This is a genomic window from Actinomadura spongiicola (assembly GCF_003432485.1).
GTDB classification, from domain to species: Bacteria; Actinomycetota; Actinomycetes; order Streptosporangiales; family Streptosporangiaceae; genus Spirillospora; species Spirillospora spongiicola.
Genome location: NZ_QVNQ01000005.1, coordinates 234,384 through 248,566, shown reverse-complemented (window position 1 = coordinate 248,566; position 14,183 = coordinate 234,384). Strand labels below are relative to the sequence as shown.

Here is a 14,183-nt window from a genome sequence, read left to right as displayed (position 1 = left end):
TACCATGGTGGGGTGGACGCTCCCCGGACCCTCGCCGACTTCCTGCCCGTCGCCGAGGCGATCACCGTGCTGACCGGCGCCGGAATCTCCACCGACAGCGGCATCCCCGACTTCCGCGGCCCGCAGGGCGTCTGGACGAAGGACCCCACGGCGGAGGCGATGTCCACGATCGACGCCTACCTCGCCGACCCCGAGGTACGGCGCCGCACCTGGCGGGCCCGCCGCGACAGCCCCGTCTGGGACGCCGAGCCCAACGCCGCCCACGCCGCGCTCGTCGCGCTGGAGCGCGCCGGACGGCTCCGCGCCCTCATCACCCAGAACATCGACGGCCTGCACCAGCGCGCCGGCTCGTCCGCCGACAAGGTCATCGAGATCCACGGCACGATGCGCGAGGCGGTGTGCCTGTCGTGCGACCTGCGCACCCCGATGCCCGAGATCCTCGCCCGCGTCGACGCCGGAGAGGACGACCCGCCGTGCGTGTCGTGCGGAGGCGTCCAGAAGTCCGCGACGATCTCCTTCGGCCAGGCCCTCGACCAGGACGTCCTGGACGCGGCGATCATCGCCGCGCGGTCCTGTGACCTGTTCGTCGCGGTCGGCACGTCGCTGACCGTCCAGCCCGCCGCCGGGCTGTGCCTGGAGGCCGTCGACCACGGCGCCCTCCTGGTGATCATCAACGCGGCCGAGACCCCCTACGATGGGCTGGCCGACGCGGTGCTGCGCCGCCCGGTCGGCGAGACGCTGCCACGCCTGGCCGACCTCGCGCTCGGTGCCGGAAGGACGACGGGGAGATGATCTGTTGGCGGGTCGTGACCCGGCGCCCCTTCCACTGGCGTCCGGATCCTGACAAGCTCTATCCGTCGTGGTGCGAGGAGGGATCGGGTTGAACAGCGGGGGCGCCCGAGCGGAGGCGGCCGACGGGCCGCCGGTAGCGCCCGCCGCCGACCTGGCGGGCGGTGGGCGGCGAACACGGGAGACCCGCAGGTACGGGCGGTTGCGGCCCGGTGACCGGGTCGCGGTCGTCGCGCCCAGCGGTCCCGTCGATCCCGTCCGGTTGGAGGCCGGCCGCGCCGTCCTGCGCCGCCTCGGACTTGACCCGGTAGTCGGAAAACACACGTTGGACCTTGTCAACCTGGGCTCTTTGGGAACGGTCCGAAATGATTGGCACCGGCTCGCCGGAAGCGACGCCGACCGGGCCGCCGACCTGCAGGAGGCCTGGTGCGATCCAGAAATCCGGGCGGTGGTCTGCGCCCGCGGAGGCTACGGCGCCACCCGGGTTCTGGACCGCCTTGACTGGACGGCGCTCGCCGACGCGACAGAGGCGTCCCTCGCGGCGGGACGCGGCCCGAAGATCCTGCACGGCTGCAGCGACGTCACCGCCCTCCACGCCGCCTTCGGCGCCCGGCTCGGCGTCACGACCTCCTTCGGCCCGATGCCCGCCGGAGTGATCGCCGACCTCTCCCCGGCCGTAGAGCAGGACATGCCCGACGAAAGACTCCACGGCCTCCGTGCGGCCCTGTTCGGCGGTCCCGTCGCCCTGCCCGGCACGCACGCGCTGCGACCGGGACGCGCGGAGGGGCCGCTGACCGGCGGCACCCTGTCGCTCCTGACCGCCCTCCTCGGCACCCCGTACGCCCCACCGCCCGCCGCCGGGCACGTCGTCTTCCTGGAGGACGTGACCGAGGCGCCCTACCGAATCGACCGGATGCTCGTCCAACTCCTCCAGGCCGGCTGGTTCGACGGCGCCGCCGGGATCGCGCTCGGCTCCTGGCGCGACTGCGGCGACCCCGCCGAACTCGACTCGGTCTTCGCCGCGCGGCTCGGGCCGCTCGGCGTCCCCATCCTGGCGGGCGTCCCCGCCGGACACGGCCCGCACCAGCGCACGCTGGAACTCGGCGCCCCCGCCCTGCTCGACACGGGCGCCCTCGACCTCGGTGTGCCGGACGTCGGCGCGCTCACCCTCCCAGCGCTCCCAGGAGGTGCGCGATGAGCGGCCGCCATTCCCGTTCCGGCGCCAGTCCCGACCCGTGGGAGGACGGCACCCTCGACTCGCTGCTCGTGCTCGTGGCCGAGAGCCTCGGCTACAGCTGCCGCCCCGCCCCCGGCGAGATCGTCATGCTGGAGGGCCCGCGGCGCCTGCCCGTCAACATGCGTGACGTGCGGCAGTTGGCCCGGCTCGTGCCGCGCACCGACTGGCCCGCCGTCGTGTCCGACTACGTCACCACCATCGTCACCTCGATGGAGGAGCCGCTCGACCTCAGCGACTTCGACCTCGCCCAGCATCTGCTGCGCACCCGCATCTACCCGGGTGAGGCCGACAACGGCGGGCTCGCCGCCCGCCCGTTCGCACCCGGATTGATCGAGGTCGTGGTCGTCGACACGCCCACCTCCGTGCGGACCCTCAGCACCGAGGAGATGAACGGCTGGCCGGTGTCGGGCGACTCGCTGTTCATGCTCGGCCGCGCCAACGTCCGCGCGGACGGGCCCCTTCAGGTGGACGAACAGGACCTCGGCGACGTCCGCGTCTCCGTCCTGCACGGCTGGACGTTCTACGTCGCGACCCACCTGGCGTGGCTGGAGGAGTACCTGACGATCGGCCCGTACGGCGCGCTGGTCATCGCCCCCAACCGCAGCCTGATCGTCGCGCACCCCCTCCTCCTCGCCGAGGAGAACCCGAGGGCCCGCTACCGCGCCGCCGTGGCCGCGGCCACGGAACTCCAGGCGCAGGCCGACCGCGCCTACGAGGAGGGACCGGGCTCGCTCAGCCCGCACCTGTACTGGTGGCGGGCGGGTGAGATGACCTATCTGGAGACCCGCTACGAGGGCGACACGCTGGTGCTGCCCAAGAAGTTCTCCTCGGTCCTCACCACGCTCGCCGCGGAGCGATGACTGTATTTATTGCAGGCCCGGCCCACTGCGCTCGCCTGGCGGCTCGCTACGTGACCGTTCCTGGGGCGAACGCGACATCGCTTCGCGATCCGCCCGGCTCCGCTCGCCTTCGGCATCGCTGCACCGGGCGGGTCACGCGTTCGGCGCGGGCTGAGGTCGCTGTGTTGATTGCAGGACCGGCCTATTTCGCTCGCCTGGCGGGTCGGTGCGTGACCGTTCTTGGGGCGGGCGCGGCATCGCTTCGCGATCCGCCCGGCTCCGCTCGCCTTCGGCGTTGCTGCGCCGGGCGGGTAACGCGTTCGCGTGCGGGGTTGAGGTCACTTCGACACACGCGCTAGACGCCCGCCGGTTCCGGGGCGTTCTCCGTGGCGGTGGTCTCGGGCCTCTTGACCGTCAGCGCGGGGAGGAACACGTGGGTCAGCGGCCCGATCGCGAGCGCGTAGAGGACCGTTCCGACGCCGACGGTGCCGCCGAGCAGCCACCCGGCGGCCAGCACGGTCAACTCGATGCCCGTGCGGACGACGCGGAGGGAATGGCCGCGTGCGGCGAGCCCGGTCATCAGCCCGTCGCGCGGGCCGGGGCCGAGGCCCGCGCCGATGTAGCACCCGGTCGCGAACCCGCCCACCAGGACGGCGGCGACCAGGAACGTCCAACGGGCGGCGAGCGCGTCCGGGGTGGGCAGCAGCCAGAGGAACAGGTCCGCGAAGACCCCGACGAGGACGACGTTGCTGATCGTCCCGACGCCGGGCCGCTGCCGGAGCGGGATCCAGGCGACCATCACCAGCACGCCCACGATGATGATCCAGGCGCCGATGGACAGGCCGAGACGCCGGGAAAGCCCCTGGTGGAAGACGTCCCAGGGGTCGTTCCCCAGGTTCGAGGACACCTGGAGGGCGATGCCCAGCCCGTACAAGGCCAATCCCACGTACAGCTGCACGAGCCGACGCACCATCGAGGCCATTGTTACGCTCCAAACCATGAAAGTGACAAGCCTGATCCACCTTGCCCTGGAGTGGCCTGGTACTTACAGGGCCAATGTGAGAAAGTGGCTCGTATGGTCACGAGGTATGTGAGCGGCGCGCATCTGGCCCGGCTGCTGGGGGACGTGCCGCGGGAACGTCCCGTCTACGAGGCGCTCGCCCGGTCGGTGCGCGCCCTCGTGCTGGACGGGCGCCTCGCGCTGCGCACCCGGCTCCCGGCGGAACGCGACCTCGCCGCCGCGCTCGGCGTCAGCCGTACCACGGTCACCGCCGCTTACGACCGGCTCCGCGACGAGGGCTACGTCGAGAGCCGCCAGGGCGCGGGGAGCTGGACGGCGCTGCCCGCGGTGCGGATGTCGCCCCCCCAGGCGCAGGCCGCGGCGAGCGGCCGGTACGGACGGGCGCAGCCCACGCCCGACGACCCGTCGTTCATCGACCTCGGCTGCGCCACCCCCGGCGCCCCCGCGATCTTCGACGAGGCCGTCGCCGCCGCCGTCGCCGAGCTGCCCCGCTACAGCTCCGGGCCGGGGTACGAACCCGCCGGGCTGGCGAGCCTGCGCGAGATCATCGCCGACGGGTACGCGGCCCGTGGCGTCCCCACCCGCGCGGACCAGATCGTCGTCACCACCGGCGCGCAGCACGCTTTCACGCTGCTGACGCACGTCCTGGCGGAGCCGGGCGACGCCGTCATGGTGGAGCGCCCGACCTATCCGCACGCGCTCGGGGCGCTGCGGCGGCGCGGCGCCCGGCTCGTCCCGGTCGGGGTCAACGAGGGCTGGGACGTCGAGCAGGCGGCGGCCGCGATGCGGCAGGCGACCGTCCGGATGGCGTATCTCGTCCCCGACTTCCAGAACCCGACCGGGCACCTGATGTCGAGCGACGACCGGGCAGCGCTCGCCGACGCCGGACGGCGCGCCGACGCGTTCCTCGTCACCGACGAGACGTTCGCCGACCTCGCCCACGACCTCGACGCGCCCCGCGAGCCGCCGCTCGCCGCCTTCGACTCCGGCGGCCGCGTCGTCACCATCGGCTCGGCGTCGAAACTGCTGTGGGGCGGGCTCCGCATCGGCTGGATCCGCACCACGGCTCCGCTGGCCCGCCGCATCGTGCTGGCGCGCGAGCCGTTCGACATGGCGAGCCCGGTGCTGGACCAGTTGATCGTCCGGGAGTTGCTGTCACGGGTGGAGGAGGTGCGGGCCGAACGGGCGCGGAGTCTGCTGCGCAACCGGGACGCGCTCGCCGCCGCGCTGCGGGAGTTCCTGCCCGCCTGGGAGTTCCGGCTGCCCGCGGGCGGCATGTCGCTGTGGGCGCGGATCGGCGCGCCGATCGCCACGCTCCTGTCGGAGGGGGCGGAGCGGCGCGGCGTCCGGGTCGTCCCCGGCCCGGTGTTCGGGGTGGACGGCGTCCTGGAGGACTATGTCCGCCTGCCCTACGTCCTGCCGCCCGCCGCCCTGCGAGCGGCCGTCGAACGCCTGGCCCAGGCCCACCGCGACGCCGAGACCACCCCGAACACCCGCCACCTCCCCATATACGTCTGAGCGGCCCACCACCCTGGCCAGCGGAGCCACCCGGCGCACCCACCCCAGCTCGCCCCAACAACGCCGCAACAACCTCAGGGTCTGCGATCGCGTCCGAAGGCAGGTTCAAGCGAAGCGAGAACCTGATCGCGCAGCGAGCCGCAAGGCGAGTCGGAGCGATGCCAGCGATCGCACGCAGTTCACGACGATGGAGGGCGCGCAGCGCCCGAAGGAGGAGTGCACTGCCATGAACACAGCGAGAACCTGATCGCGCAGCGAGCCGCAAGGCGAGTCGGAGCGATGCAGCGATCGCACCGTGTTTTTCGACGATGGAGGGCCGCCAGGCCCGAAGGAGGAGAAAAATACAAAAATCACTGCACGTTCTGGATGTAGCCGACGAGGTGTTCGCGTTCGCTCTCCAGCTCGTCGATGGCGCTCTTGACGACGTCGCCGATGCTGACGATTCCGGCGAGTCGTCCGTTCTCGATGACGGGGACGTGGCGGAACCGGTGCTCGGTCATGGTGCGGCGGAGGTCCTCCACCTTGTCGGCGGGGCCGCAGCTGCGGACCTCCGAGGTCATGATGTCGGAGACGGGGCTGTCGAGCAGGACGGCGCCGCGTTCGTGCATGCGCCGTACCACGTCCCGTTCGGAGACGATGCCGGAGATCGACGCGCCGTCCGGCGAGACCACCACCGCTCCGATGTTGTGCTCGGCCAGGATGGCGAGCAGTTGCCGCACGGTGGCCTCGGGTCGCACCGTGGCCACCGCCGCTCCCTTCTTCCGCAGGATGTCGCGAATCCGCATGCCTCACGCTCCGGTACCGTTCCGGACCCTGCCGCAGGGTCTGTCCTGTCCTGTCAAGGTCGCACGTTCGGGGCGCGGAGGAAACCCCGTGGCGGTAAACCGTTTCAGTGCGGGTCCGAAATGTGGTCGCGTGGCGAGGTCATGGGGCGAGGAGGCGGGCCAGGGCGTTCAGGGCCGGGGTGAGGAGGCGGCCGGTGGGGGACGCGTGGGCGAGGGCCGCGCGGGCGGCGTTGGCGCCGCAGGCGCCGTGGACGCCGCCGCCGGGGTGGGCGGACGCGGACGCCAGGTACAGCCGCGCGATGGGTGTCTCGGGGCGGCCGAGGCCGGGGACGGGCCGGAACACGAACTGCTGGTGGAGCATCGCGGTCCCGCCGTTGAGGGCGCCGTTCGGGAGGCTCGCGTTGTGCTCGCGGAAGTCGGGGGGCGCGGTGACGCGCCGGTTGAGGATGAGGGAGCGGAAGCCGGGGGCGAGGACTTCGACGGTGTTCTCCAGGCGGGCGGCCATGGCGTCCCGTTCCCGTTCGTCCCAGGCGCCGGTGAGGCCGTCGGGGCCCGCGTCGCCCTTCACACGCTGCGGGACGTGCGTGTACGCCCACACCGATTCCGTGCCGGCGGGCGAGCGGGCGGGGTCGGCGGTCGTCATCTGGCCGAGGATCGTGAACGGCTCGGAGGGGAGGCGGCCGGTGGCGAGTTCGGCGCTGTACACGGTCATGGCGTCCAGGCCGGGGGAGAGGTGGACGGTCCCGGCCCGTGCCGCGCCGGGCGACGTCCAGGGGATCGGGCCGGACAGCGCCCAGTCGACCTTGAAGGTGGCGTGGTCCCAGTGGAAGCGCCGCATGTCCGCGCGGAGCGTGCCGGGGAGGTCGTCCCAGCCGACGAGGCCGCCGTAGAGCGCGGGCGCGGACACGTCTGCCAGCACCGCCTTGACGGCCCGGACGGCCTCGCCGTCCGCGGTCCGGACGCCGAGCGCGCGACCGTCGCGGACGACGACCGACGCGACGGGGACGCCGCAGCGGACGCGCCCGCCCCGGGACTCCAGCCGCCGCACCAGCGCCGCCGTCAACGCGCCCGCGCCGCCCTCGGGGACCGGCCAGCCGTGCCGATGCCCGAGCATGGCGAGGAGCCAGCCGAACACCGATCCCGCCGTGGTCTCGGGGAACATGTCGGTGTGCAGGGCCGATCCCGCGAGCAGCAGCGGGCCGCCCGGGTGGTCGAACTCGCCTTCGCCGAGGGTGCGCACGGGCGCCAGCAGGTCCCGCGCGACGCGGAGCCCGCCCGCGCGGCGCGCCGACACCGCCAGCGGCACCGCGGCCCGGACGGGCGGGAACGGGCCGAGCAGGGCGCGCACGAGTTCCTCGCCCATCGCGTCCCACGCCCGGCACAGCCGCAGCCACGCCTCGCCGTCGCCCGCGCCGAGCGCGTCGAGCCCGGCGGCCGTCGCGTCCGGGTCGCGTTCGAGGACGGCGCAGCGCCCGTCGGGCAGCGGATGCGCGAGGACGGCGGGCGCGTGCCGCCAGCGCAGCCCGTGCCGTTCGAGGTCGAGGGCCCGTATCGCCGGGGACGCGACGCCGAGCGGGTAGAACGCGCTGCACAGGTCGCTGACGAAGTCGGGGTGCACGCCCCGGTCGCTGCGCACCGCCCCGCCCGGTTCCGGTTGCGCCTCCAGGACCTCCACGTCCCAGCCCGCGTCGGCCAGCAGGTTGGCCGCGACGAGCCCGTTGTGCCCCGCGCCGACGATCACGGCGTCCGCCATGCTCCACCGCCTCCCGATGATCACTCTACGGGTACCCGGGAGGACGGTGCTCACGCGGTGAGGCGGTCTGCTCCCGCGTAGACGTTCATGGTCTCGCCGCGCAGGAACCCGACGAGCGTCATGCCCGCGTCCTCGGCCAGCTCCACGGCCAGCGACGACGGCGCCGACACCGCCGCGAGCACCGGGACGCCCGCCGCCATGGCCTTCTGCGTCAGCTCGAACGACGCGCGCCCGCTCACCAGCAGCACGGTCCCGGCGAGCGGCAGCCGTCCCCCGCGCAGCGCCCAGCCGATCACCTTGTCGACCGCGTTGTGGCGGCCGACGTCCTCCCGGAGCGCGAGCAGCCGCCCGTCGGAGTCGAACAGCCCGGCGGCGTGCAGCCCGCCCGTCCGGTCGAAGACCCGCTGCGCCTCGCGGAGCCGCTCCGGCAGCGCGGCCAGCAGTTCCGGCGTCACCCGGAGGGGGTCGCGGGCCACGTCGTACGGCCGGTCGGCGCGCAGCGCCTCGATGCTCGACTTCCCGCACACCCCGCACGCGCTCGTCGTGGTGAACGCCCTGGTCATCGAGTCGTCCGGGGGTGTCACCCCGGGCGCGAGGACCACGTCGAGGGTGTTCTGCTCCGTGGTGTCGGCGCAGTACCGCATCGTCGCCAGGTCGTCCGGGCCCGCGATCACGCCCTCGGCGGCCAGGAACCCGGCGACCAGGTCGAAGTCGTTGCCCGGCGTGCGCATGGTGATGGTGAGCGGCTTGCCCGCGACGCGGATCTCCAGCGGCTCCTCCACCGCGAGCGTGTCGGGCCTGCGTCCCCCCGCCCCGGATGTGCTCAGCCGCAGCACGGGCCTGCGCACGGTGATCCGCCCCATAACGGTCACCGTACCCGGAAACCGCAGCGTGGCGGCCTCCCGGGTGCCGGTGGCGGAGGCGTACGGGAATCGAACCCGCCGTCCCGAGGTCCTCGGGACCGTCGGCTTTGAAGGCCGGGGAGGCCACCAGGCACTCACACGCCTCCGCGAATGATCTTAGTCGGGGACGGGCCGGTCGGGACGGGGCGGGGAGGTTCGTGCAGGTCGGGACGGGGGCGCGCCCTCGGTGACCATACTCGTACTGTCCGTTTGTTGATCATATGCGTTAGTTGTGCGTTAAATCTTTCAGTGACACGCCTCGCCCCCGTCGCCCGCCTCACGCAGTACGCTCACGGCGCCGGCTGCGCGAGCAAGATCCCACCGGCGGAGCTGGAGCGGATGGTGGCCGGGCTCACCGGCGGCGACGACGCCCTCCTCGCCGGGGGTACTGACGGGGACGACGCCGCCGTCCTGCGCGTCGAGGGCGGTCGGGCGGTGGTGTCCACCGCCGACTTCTCCACTCCCGTCGTCGACGACGCCTACGACTGGGGCCGCATAGCCGCCGCCAACGCGCTCTCCGACGTCTACGCGATCGGCGGGGAGCCGCTGATGGCGCTGAACCTGCTCGGCTGGCCCCGCGACGCGCTGCCCGCCGAACTGGCCCGTGAGGTGTTGCGCGGCGGCCGGGACGCGGCGGCCCTCGCGGGCTGCGCGATCGCCGGCGGGCACAGCGTGGACGACCCCGAGCCGAAGTACGGCATGGCCGTGACCGGTGTCGCCGACCCCGACCGGCTGCTGCGCCTGGACGGCGGACGTCCCGGCGTTCCGCTGTCGCTGACCAAGCCGCTCGGCGTCGGGGTCCTCAACGCCCGCCACAAGGCCACCGGCCAGGTGTTCGCGCACGCGGTGGACACGATGACGGCGCTCAACGCCGCCGCGGGAGTGGCGGCTTTGGAACGCGGCATAGTCTGCGCCACCGACGTCACCGGGTTCGGCTTGCTCGGCCACCTCTACAAGCTCGCCCGGGCGAGCGGCGTCACGGCCGTCGTGGACGCCACCGCAGTCCCGTACCTGGACGGCGCCCGCACCGCGGTCCGGGACGGTTTCGTCCCGGTCGGCACCCGCCGCAACCTTGCGTGGGTGTCGCCGCACACCGACTTCCGCCGGATCTCCGAGGAGGAGCGGCTGCTGCTGGCCGACGCGCAGGTCTCCGGCGGCCTGCTGGTCGCGGGGGAGATCCCCGGCGCCCCCGTCATCGGCGAACTGGTCGCCCGGGGGCGCCGCACGCTGGTCGTCCGCTGACCTCCCGTGTCGCCCGCCCGGAGGAGGGTAGGGCGTCCCGTGACCGGGCCTTCACCGTGGCCTGGGACTTCGAGGAGCGCGCATGACCATCGGGGGGCTCGCCGCGGCCGTCGTCCTCGGCGCGGCGGTCGGGGTGCTGGGGCGGCTGTTCACGCCGGGACGGGAGACCATGCCGGTCTGGTGCACGATCGCGGTCGGCATCGTCGCGGCGTTCGCCGGCACGGGGCTCGCGCAGGTGTTCGGCCTGACGGGCGACGGCTGGAGCCTATGGGAGACGCTGCTGCAGATCTGCATCGCGGCCGTGGGCGTGCTCTTGGTGGCGCTGTGCTGGCCCAAACGGATCGTCCATCGAGGCCCGCCCCGCCCGAGACCGCCCGGGGCCTAGTCGTCGGCGCGTAGGACGGGACGGAGGGCGTCCAGGACGGTCATGTCCTCGATCGTGGAGGGGGCGGAGACCTCCCGCCCGTCGGCGATGCCGCGCATCACGCCGCGCAGGATCTTGCCGGAGCGGGTCTTCGGCAGTGCCGGGACGACCGTGACCTCCTTCAGCGCCGCGACGGGTCCGACCTGGTCGCGGACCATGGCGACCAGTTCCGCGCACACCTCGCCCGGCTCGGCCAGGACACCGTTCTTCAGGACGACCAGGCCGCGCGGCACCTGCCCCTTGAGCGGGTCCTCGACGCCGATGACCGCGCACTCGGCGACGGCCGGGTGGGAGGCGATGACCTCCTCCATCGTCCCGGTGGACAGCCGGTGCCCGGCCACGTTGATCACGTCGTCGGTGCGGCCCATCACCCAGACGTAGCCGTCCTCGTCGACGTGGCCGCCGTCGCCGGTGAGGTAGTGGCCCGGATGCTTGGTCAGGTACGACTCGACGAACCGTTCGTCGTCCTGCCAGAGCGTCGGGAGCGTGCCGGGCGGCAGCGGCAGGCGCAGGGCGATGTCGCCGTCCTCGCCGGGCGGGAGAGGGGCGCCGTCCGGGCCGAGGATCCGCACGGCGTAGCCGGGGACCGGCACCGACGGCGACCCCGGCTTGACCGGCATCGGTTCCAGCCCGCGCAGGTTCGCCGCGATCGGCCAGCCCGTCTCCGTCTGCCACCAGTGGTCGATGACCGGGCGGTCCAGGACGCGCGCCGCCCACCGGTAGGTGCCCGGGTCCAGGCGCTCCCCGGCCAGGAACAGCGTGTCGAGCGCCGACAGGTCGTACCCGGCGAGCAGCGCGCCCTCCGGATCCTCCTTCTTGATGGCGCGGATCGCGGTCGGCGCGGTGAACAGGGCCTTGACCCGGTGCTGCGCGGCGACCCGCCAGAACGCGCCCGCGTCCGGGGTCCCGACGGGTTTGCCCTCGTACAGGACGGTCGTGCAGCCGGTGAGCAGCGGCGCGTAGACGATGTAGGAGTGCCCGACGACCCATCCCACGTCCGACGCGGCCCAGAACACGTCGCCTGGCCCGACACCGAAGACGTTCTCCATCGACCAGCGCAGCGCCACCGCGTGGCCGCCGTTGTCGCGGACGACGCCCTTCGGCCGCCCGGTCGTCCCCGACGTGTACAGGATGTACAGCGGGTCGGTGGCTGCGGCGGGCACGCACTCGGCGGGTTCGGCGGCGGCGACGGCCTCGTCCCACTCCACGTCGCGGGGCCGGACGAGGTCGGCGTGCAGCTGCTCACGCTGCCGGATGACGCACCGCTCCACCTTGTGCTTGGCGAGGTCGAGGGCCCGGTCCAGCAGCGGCTTGTAGGGGACGACCCGGCCCGCCTCGATGCCGCAGGACGCCGACACGACCGCCTTGGGGCGGGCGTCGTCGATGCGGACGGCGAGTTCCGGGGCCGCGAACCCGCCGAACACGACCGAGTGCACGGCGCCGAGCCGCGCGCACGCGAGCATCGCGATGACCGCCTCGGGCACCATCGGCAGGTAGATGACGACACGGTCGCCGCGGTCGACGCCCTGCGCCCGCAGCGCCCCCGCGAACCGGGCGACGATTTCGGTCAGCTCGCGGTAGGTGTAGGACCGGACGGTCCCGGTGACCGGGCTGTCGTAGATCAGCGCGGGCTGGTCGCCGCGGCCCTCCTCGACATGCCGATCCAGCGCGTTGTCGCAGGTGTTGAGCTCGCCGCCGGTGAACCAGCGGTAGAACGGCGGGGCGCCGTCGTCCAGGACACGGTCCGGTGGGACGAGCCAGCGGACGTCCCGAGCCGCCAGGCCCCAGAAGCGGGTCGGATCGGCGATGCTGCGTTCGTACGCGGCCGTGTAGGCGCCCATGCTGTCCTCCCGATGGCGGGTTCCCCGGCCCGCGCTGTGCGACTCGGCCCTCTCCGTCGATCGGTCCGGTCTCCGGGTTCGGGCCGCCATCCCTATAGGGCATGGCGCGGGGCCCGTTCGTCAAGGCCCCGCGCCGCCCGGCGCCCGGTGACGGGCACGGTGACGGGCGGGGCGGGCCTCAGGAGTCGCGGTGGCGCAGGCCGTGCGCGACGGCGACGGCGGCGGCCGCGACGGCGCCTCCGGCGACGACCCAGAAGCACAGCTCGTAGGCGCCGAGGGTGGGCTCGCCGGTGCCGGGGGCGACACGCGCGGCCAGGATCGACGCGGTGACGGCGCCCGCGACGCTGCCGCCCGCGACGCGGACGAGGGAGTTGATCCCGCTGGCGATGCCGCTCTGGTCCATCGGGACGTGCTGGATGGCGAGGGTCCCGAGCGCCGCGTAGGCGATCCCGAACCCGGTGCCCTGGAGGGAGCTGAACACCAGGACGTCGTACACGTGCGCGTTCGACACGGCCAGCCAGACGTAGCACAGCGCGACGAACGTCGACCCGAGCGCGAGGGTGAAGGCGGGGCCGAGCCTGGCGGCGACCCGCCCGGCCATCGTCGAGGACACGAGCATCGTGACCGTGTTCGGGAGCATGTAGAGCCCGACGTCGAGGACGGAGCCGTCCAGCCCGTACCCGGCCGTCGCGGGACTGGCCTGCACGAAGCCGGTGATGAGCGTGAAGGCGGCGAACATGGAGAAGCCGAGCAGCGCGGATATGAGGTTGGCCGACAGCGACCGGCTGCCGACCAGCAGGTTCAGCCGCACCAGCGGCGCGCGGACCCGGAGCTCGATCGCCACCCAGGCCGCGCCCAGCGCCGCGGCGGCGCCGAACAGGCCGAGGACCCCGCGGGACGTCCAGCCCCACGCGTCGCCCTCGCTGATGCCGAGCAGCAGGCACAGCAGCAGCGCGGCGAGCAACGCCGCGCCCGCGTAGTCGGGCCGTCCGCCCGCGCGCCCGCCGACGTCGCGGGCGGCCCCGGCGACCAGCACCAGTACCGTGGCGGCGAGCGCGGCGGTGATCCAGAACACCGGATGATGGCTGGCGGTCCGGTCGGCGATCAGCCCTGTCACGATCATTCCGGCGCTGCCGCCGACGCCCATGGTGGCGCTGACCACCCCGATCGCCGTGATGATCCGCTCGCGCGGAAAGGTGTCCCTGATCATCCCGATGGCCAGCGGGATCAGCGCGGACGCGACGCCCTGCACCGCCCGCCCGGCGATCAGGACGCCGAGCGACTCCGACAGCGCGCAGATCACCGACCCGGTCAGCAGCAGGCCGAGGGCGAGCAGGATCATCCGCTTCTTGCCGTACATGTCGCCGAACCGCGTGAGCAGCGGGGTGGCGACCGCGCCCGCCAGCAGTGACGCCGTGAACACCCAGGTCACATCGGTGATCGGGGCGTCGAAGACCCGTCCGAACCGGGGCAGCAGCGGCAGCACGAGGGTCTGCTGCACCGACACGACCATCCCCGCCGCCGCCAGCGCGAGCAACGTGGGACCGGTGCGCGCGGGCCCGGCGGGAGCGCGCCCGAACTCGGCCGTGGCCGTCCTCCGGCGGGCCGGGACGCCGGTCATGCCCACCTCCCATTTGATTAGCTAAGTTAAGTAATCATATCGGCGCGGGGTGAACGCCGTCCCCACCGACCCCGGACGGTCGACGACTTCGAGGCTCATTCGGGGCGCCGTGACGCGGAGACCGTCCGGAACTGAATAGGGTTGTCCTTCGTGGACCTTCGTCTGCGCCGACCCCGTTTCGCCCCCTTTCGCAGCGCCCTCTTCGGCGTGC

Annotated in this window: 12 protein-coding genes and 1 tRNA gene; 6 read left to right on the top strand and 7 right to left on the bottom strand. The window is 73.3% G+C overall.

Going from position 1 to position 14,183, the window contains the following annotated elements:
• The first annotated feature begins 12 nt into the window (after nucleotides 1–12).
• The 3 genes from D0T12_RS17620 (at nucleotide 13) to D0T12_RS17610 (ending at nucleotide 2,886) form a co-directional block, all read left to right on the top strand.
• On the top strand, nucleotides 13–792 hold the full coding sequence (locus D0T12_RS17620) for an SIR2 family NAD-dependent protein deacylase (protein ID WP_117400691.1): 780 nt from the start codon (nucleotides 13–15) through the stop codon (nucleotides 790–792).
• 88 nt (nucleotides 793–880) lie between these two features.
• Nucleotides 881–1,987 (top strand): S66 peptidase family protein, encoded by a 1,107-nt coding sequence (locus tag D0T12_RS17615; protein ID WP_233526137.1) that lies wholly within the window; start codon nucleotides 881–883, stop codon nucleotides 1,985–1,987.
• Nucleotides 1,984–2,886, top strand: coding sequence for a hypothetical protein (locus tag D0T12_RS17610; RefSeq protein ID WP_117400690.1), 903 nt, complete (start codon nucleotides 1,984–1,986; stop codon nucleotides 2,884–2,886). Before D0T12_RS17615 ends, D0T12_RS17610 begins: the two co-directional genes overlap by 4 nt.
• Before the next feature lie 334 nt (nucleotides 2,887–3,220).
• Here D0T12_RS17610 and yczE read toward each other — a convergent pair whose 3' ends face one another.
• A complete protein-coding gene (yczE, locus tag D0T12_RS17605; RefSeq protein ID WP_117400689.1) occupies nucleotides 3,221–3,847 on the bottom strand; it encodes a membrane protein YczE in 627 nt (208 codons plus the stop codon).
• Nucleotides 3,848–3,940: 93 nt separating this feature from the next.
• On the opposite strand from yczE, the gene yczR reads away from it, so the two are divergent.
• Nucleotides 3,941–5,404 (top strand): MocR-like transcription factor YczR, encoded by a 1,464-nt coding sequence (gene yczR / locus D0T12_RS17600; RefSeq protein WP_117400688.1) that lies wholly within the window; start codon nucleotides 3,941–3,943, stop codon nucleotides 5,402–5,404.
• A 350-nt stretch (nucleotides 5,405–5,754) separates the two neighbouring features.
• Here the strand turns inward: yczR and D0T12_RS17595 are convergent, their stop codons facing one another.
• The 4 genes from D0T12_RS17595 to D0T12_RS17580 all read right to left on the bottom strand — a co-directional run bounded on the left by D0T12_RS17595 (nucleotide 5,755) and on the right by D0T12_RS17580 (nucleotide 8,951).
• Nucleotides 5,755–6,189 (bottom strand): CBS domain-containing protein, encoded by a 435-nt coding sequence (locus tag D0T12_RS17595; protein ID WP_117400687.1) that lies wholly within the window; start codon nucleotides 6,187–6,189, stop codon nucleotides 5,755–5,757.
• 139 nt (nucleotides 6,190–6,328) lie between these two features.
• Nucleotides 6,329–7,942 carry a phytoene desaturase family protein gene (locus D0T12_RS17590; protein WP_117400686.1) on the bottom strand — a complete coding sequence of 538 codons (1,614 nt, stop codon included), beginning with the start codon at nucleotides 7,940–7,942 and terminating at the stop codon, nucleotides 6,329–6,331.
• 50 nt (nucleotides 7,943–7,992) lie between these two features.
• Nucleotides 7,993–8,805, bottom strand: coding sequence for a formate dehydrogenase accessory sulfurtransferase FdhD (gene fdhD / locus D0T12_RS17585; protein ID WP_117400685.1), 813 nt, complete (start codon nucleotides 8,803–8,805; stop codon nucleotides 7,993–7,995).
• Nucleotides 8,806–8,855: 50 nt separating this feature from the next.
• A tRNA-Sec gene (locus tag D0T12_RS17580) sits at nucleotides 8,856–8,951 on the bottom strand.
• 142 nt (nucleotides 8,952–9,093) lie between these two features.
• Between D0T12_RS17580 and selD the strand changes: the two genes are divergently transcribed.
• Nucleotides 9,094–10,086 (top strand): selenide, water dikinase SelD, encoded by a 993-nt coding sequence (gene selD, locus D0T12_RS17575; RefSeq protein WP_233526136.1) that lies wholly within the window; start codon nucleotides 9,094–9,096, stop codon nucleotides 10,084–10,086.
• Between the two features lie 82 nt (nucleotides 10,087–10,168).
• Nucleotides 10,169–10,471 (top strand): GlsB/YeaQ/YmgE family stress response membrane protein, encoded by a 303-nt coding sequence (locus D0T12_RS17570; RefSeq protein ID WP_117400683.1) that lies wholly within the window; start codon nucleotides 10,169–10,171, stop codon nucleotides 10,469–10,471.
• On the opposite strand, the gene D0T12_RS17565 is transcribed toward D0T12_RS17570, so the two are convergent.
• Both D0T12_RS17565 and D0T12_RS17560 read right to left on the bottom strand, forming a co-directional pair.
• On the bottom strand, nucleotides 10,468–12,351 hold the full coding sequence (locus D0T12_RS17565) for a propionyl-CoA synthetase (RefSeq protein WP_117400682.1): 1,884 nt from the start codon (nucleotides 12,349–12,351) through the stop codon (nucleotides 10,468–10,470). The genes D0T12_RS17570 and D0T12_RS17565 overlap by 4 nt on opposite strands.
• Before the next feature lie 178 nt (nucleotides 12,352–12,529).
• The gene (locus D0T12_RS17560) at nucleotides 12,530–13,972 is read right to left on the bottom strand and encodes an MFS transporter (protein WP_117400681.1); all 1,443 of its coding nucleotides are present in this window, start codon (nucleotides 13,970–13,972) and stop codon (nucleotides 12,530–12,532) included.
• Nucleotides 13,973–14,183: the final 211 nt, after the last annotated feature.

Coding starts and splice junctions, on each gene's coding strand:
- yczE (WP_117400689.1), bottom strand. CDS start 3,847: ATGGCCTCGATGGTGCGTCGGCTCGTGCAGCTGTACGTGGGATTGGCC.
- fdhD (WP_117400685.1), bottom strand. CDS start 8,805: ATGGGGCGGATCACCGTGCGCAGGCCCGTGCTGCGGCTGAGCACATCC.
- D0T12_RS17595 (WP_117400687.1), bottom strand. CDS start 6,189: ATGCGGATTCGCGACATCCTGCGGAAGAAGGGAGCGGCGGTGGCCACG.
- D0T12_RS17560 (WP_117400681.1), bottom strand. CDS start 13,972: ATGACCGGCGTCCCGGCCCGCCGGAGGACGGCCACGGCCGAGTTCGGG.
- D0T12_RS17610 (WP_117400690.1), top strand. CDS start 1,984: ATGAGCGGCCGCCATTCCCGTTCCGGCGCCAGTCCCGACCCGTGGGAG.
- D0T12_RS17590 (WP_117400686.1), bottom strand. CDS start 7,942: ATGGCGGACGCCGTGATCGTCGGCGCGGGGCACAACGGGCTCGTCGCG.
- D0T12_RS17570 (WP_117400683.1), top strand. CDS start 10,169: ATGACCATCGGGGGGCTCGCCGCGGCCGTCGTCCTCGGCGCGGCGGTC.
- D0T12_RS17565 (WP_117400682.1), bottom strand. CDS start 12,351: ATGGGCGCCTACACGGCCGCGTACGAACGCAGCATCGCCGATCCGACC.
- yczR (WP_117400688.1), top strand. CDS start 3,941: ATGGTCACGAGGTATGTGAGCGGCGCGCATCTGGCCCGGCTGCTGGGG.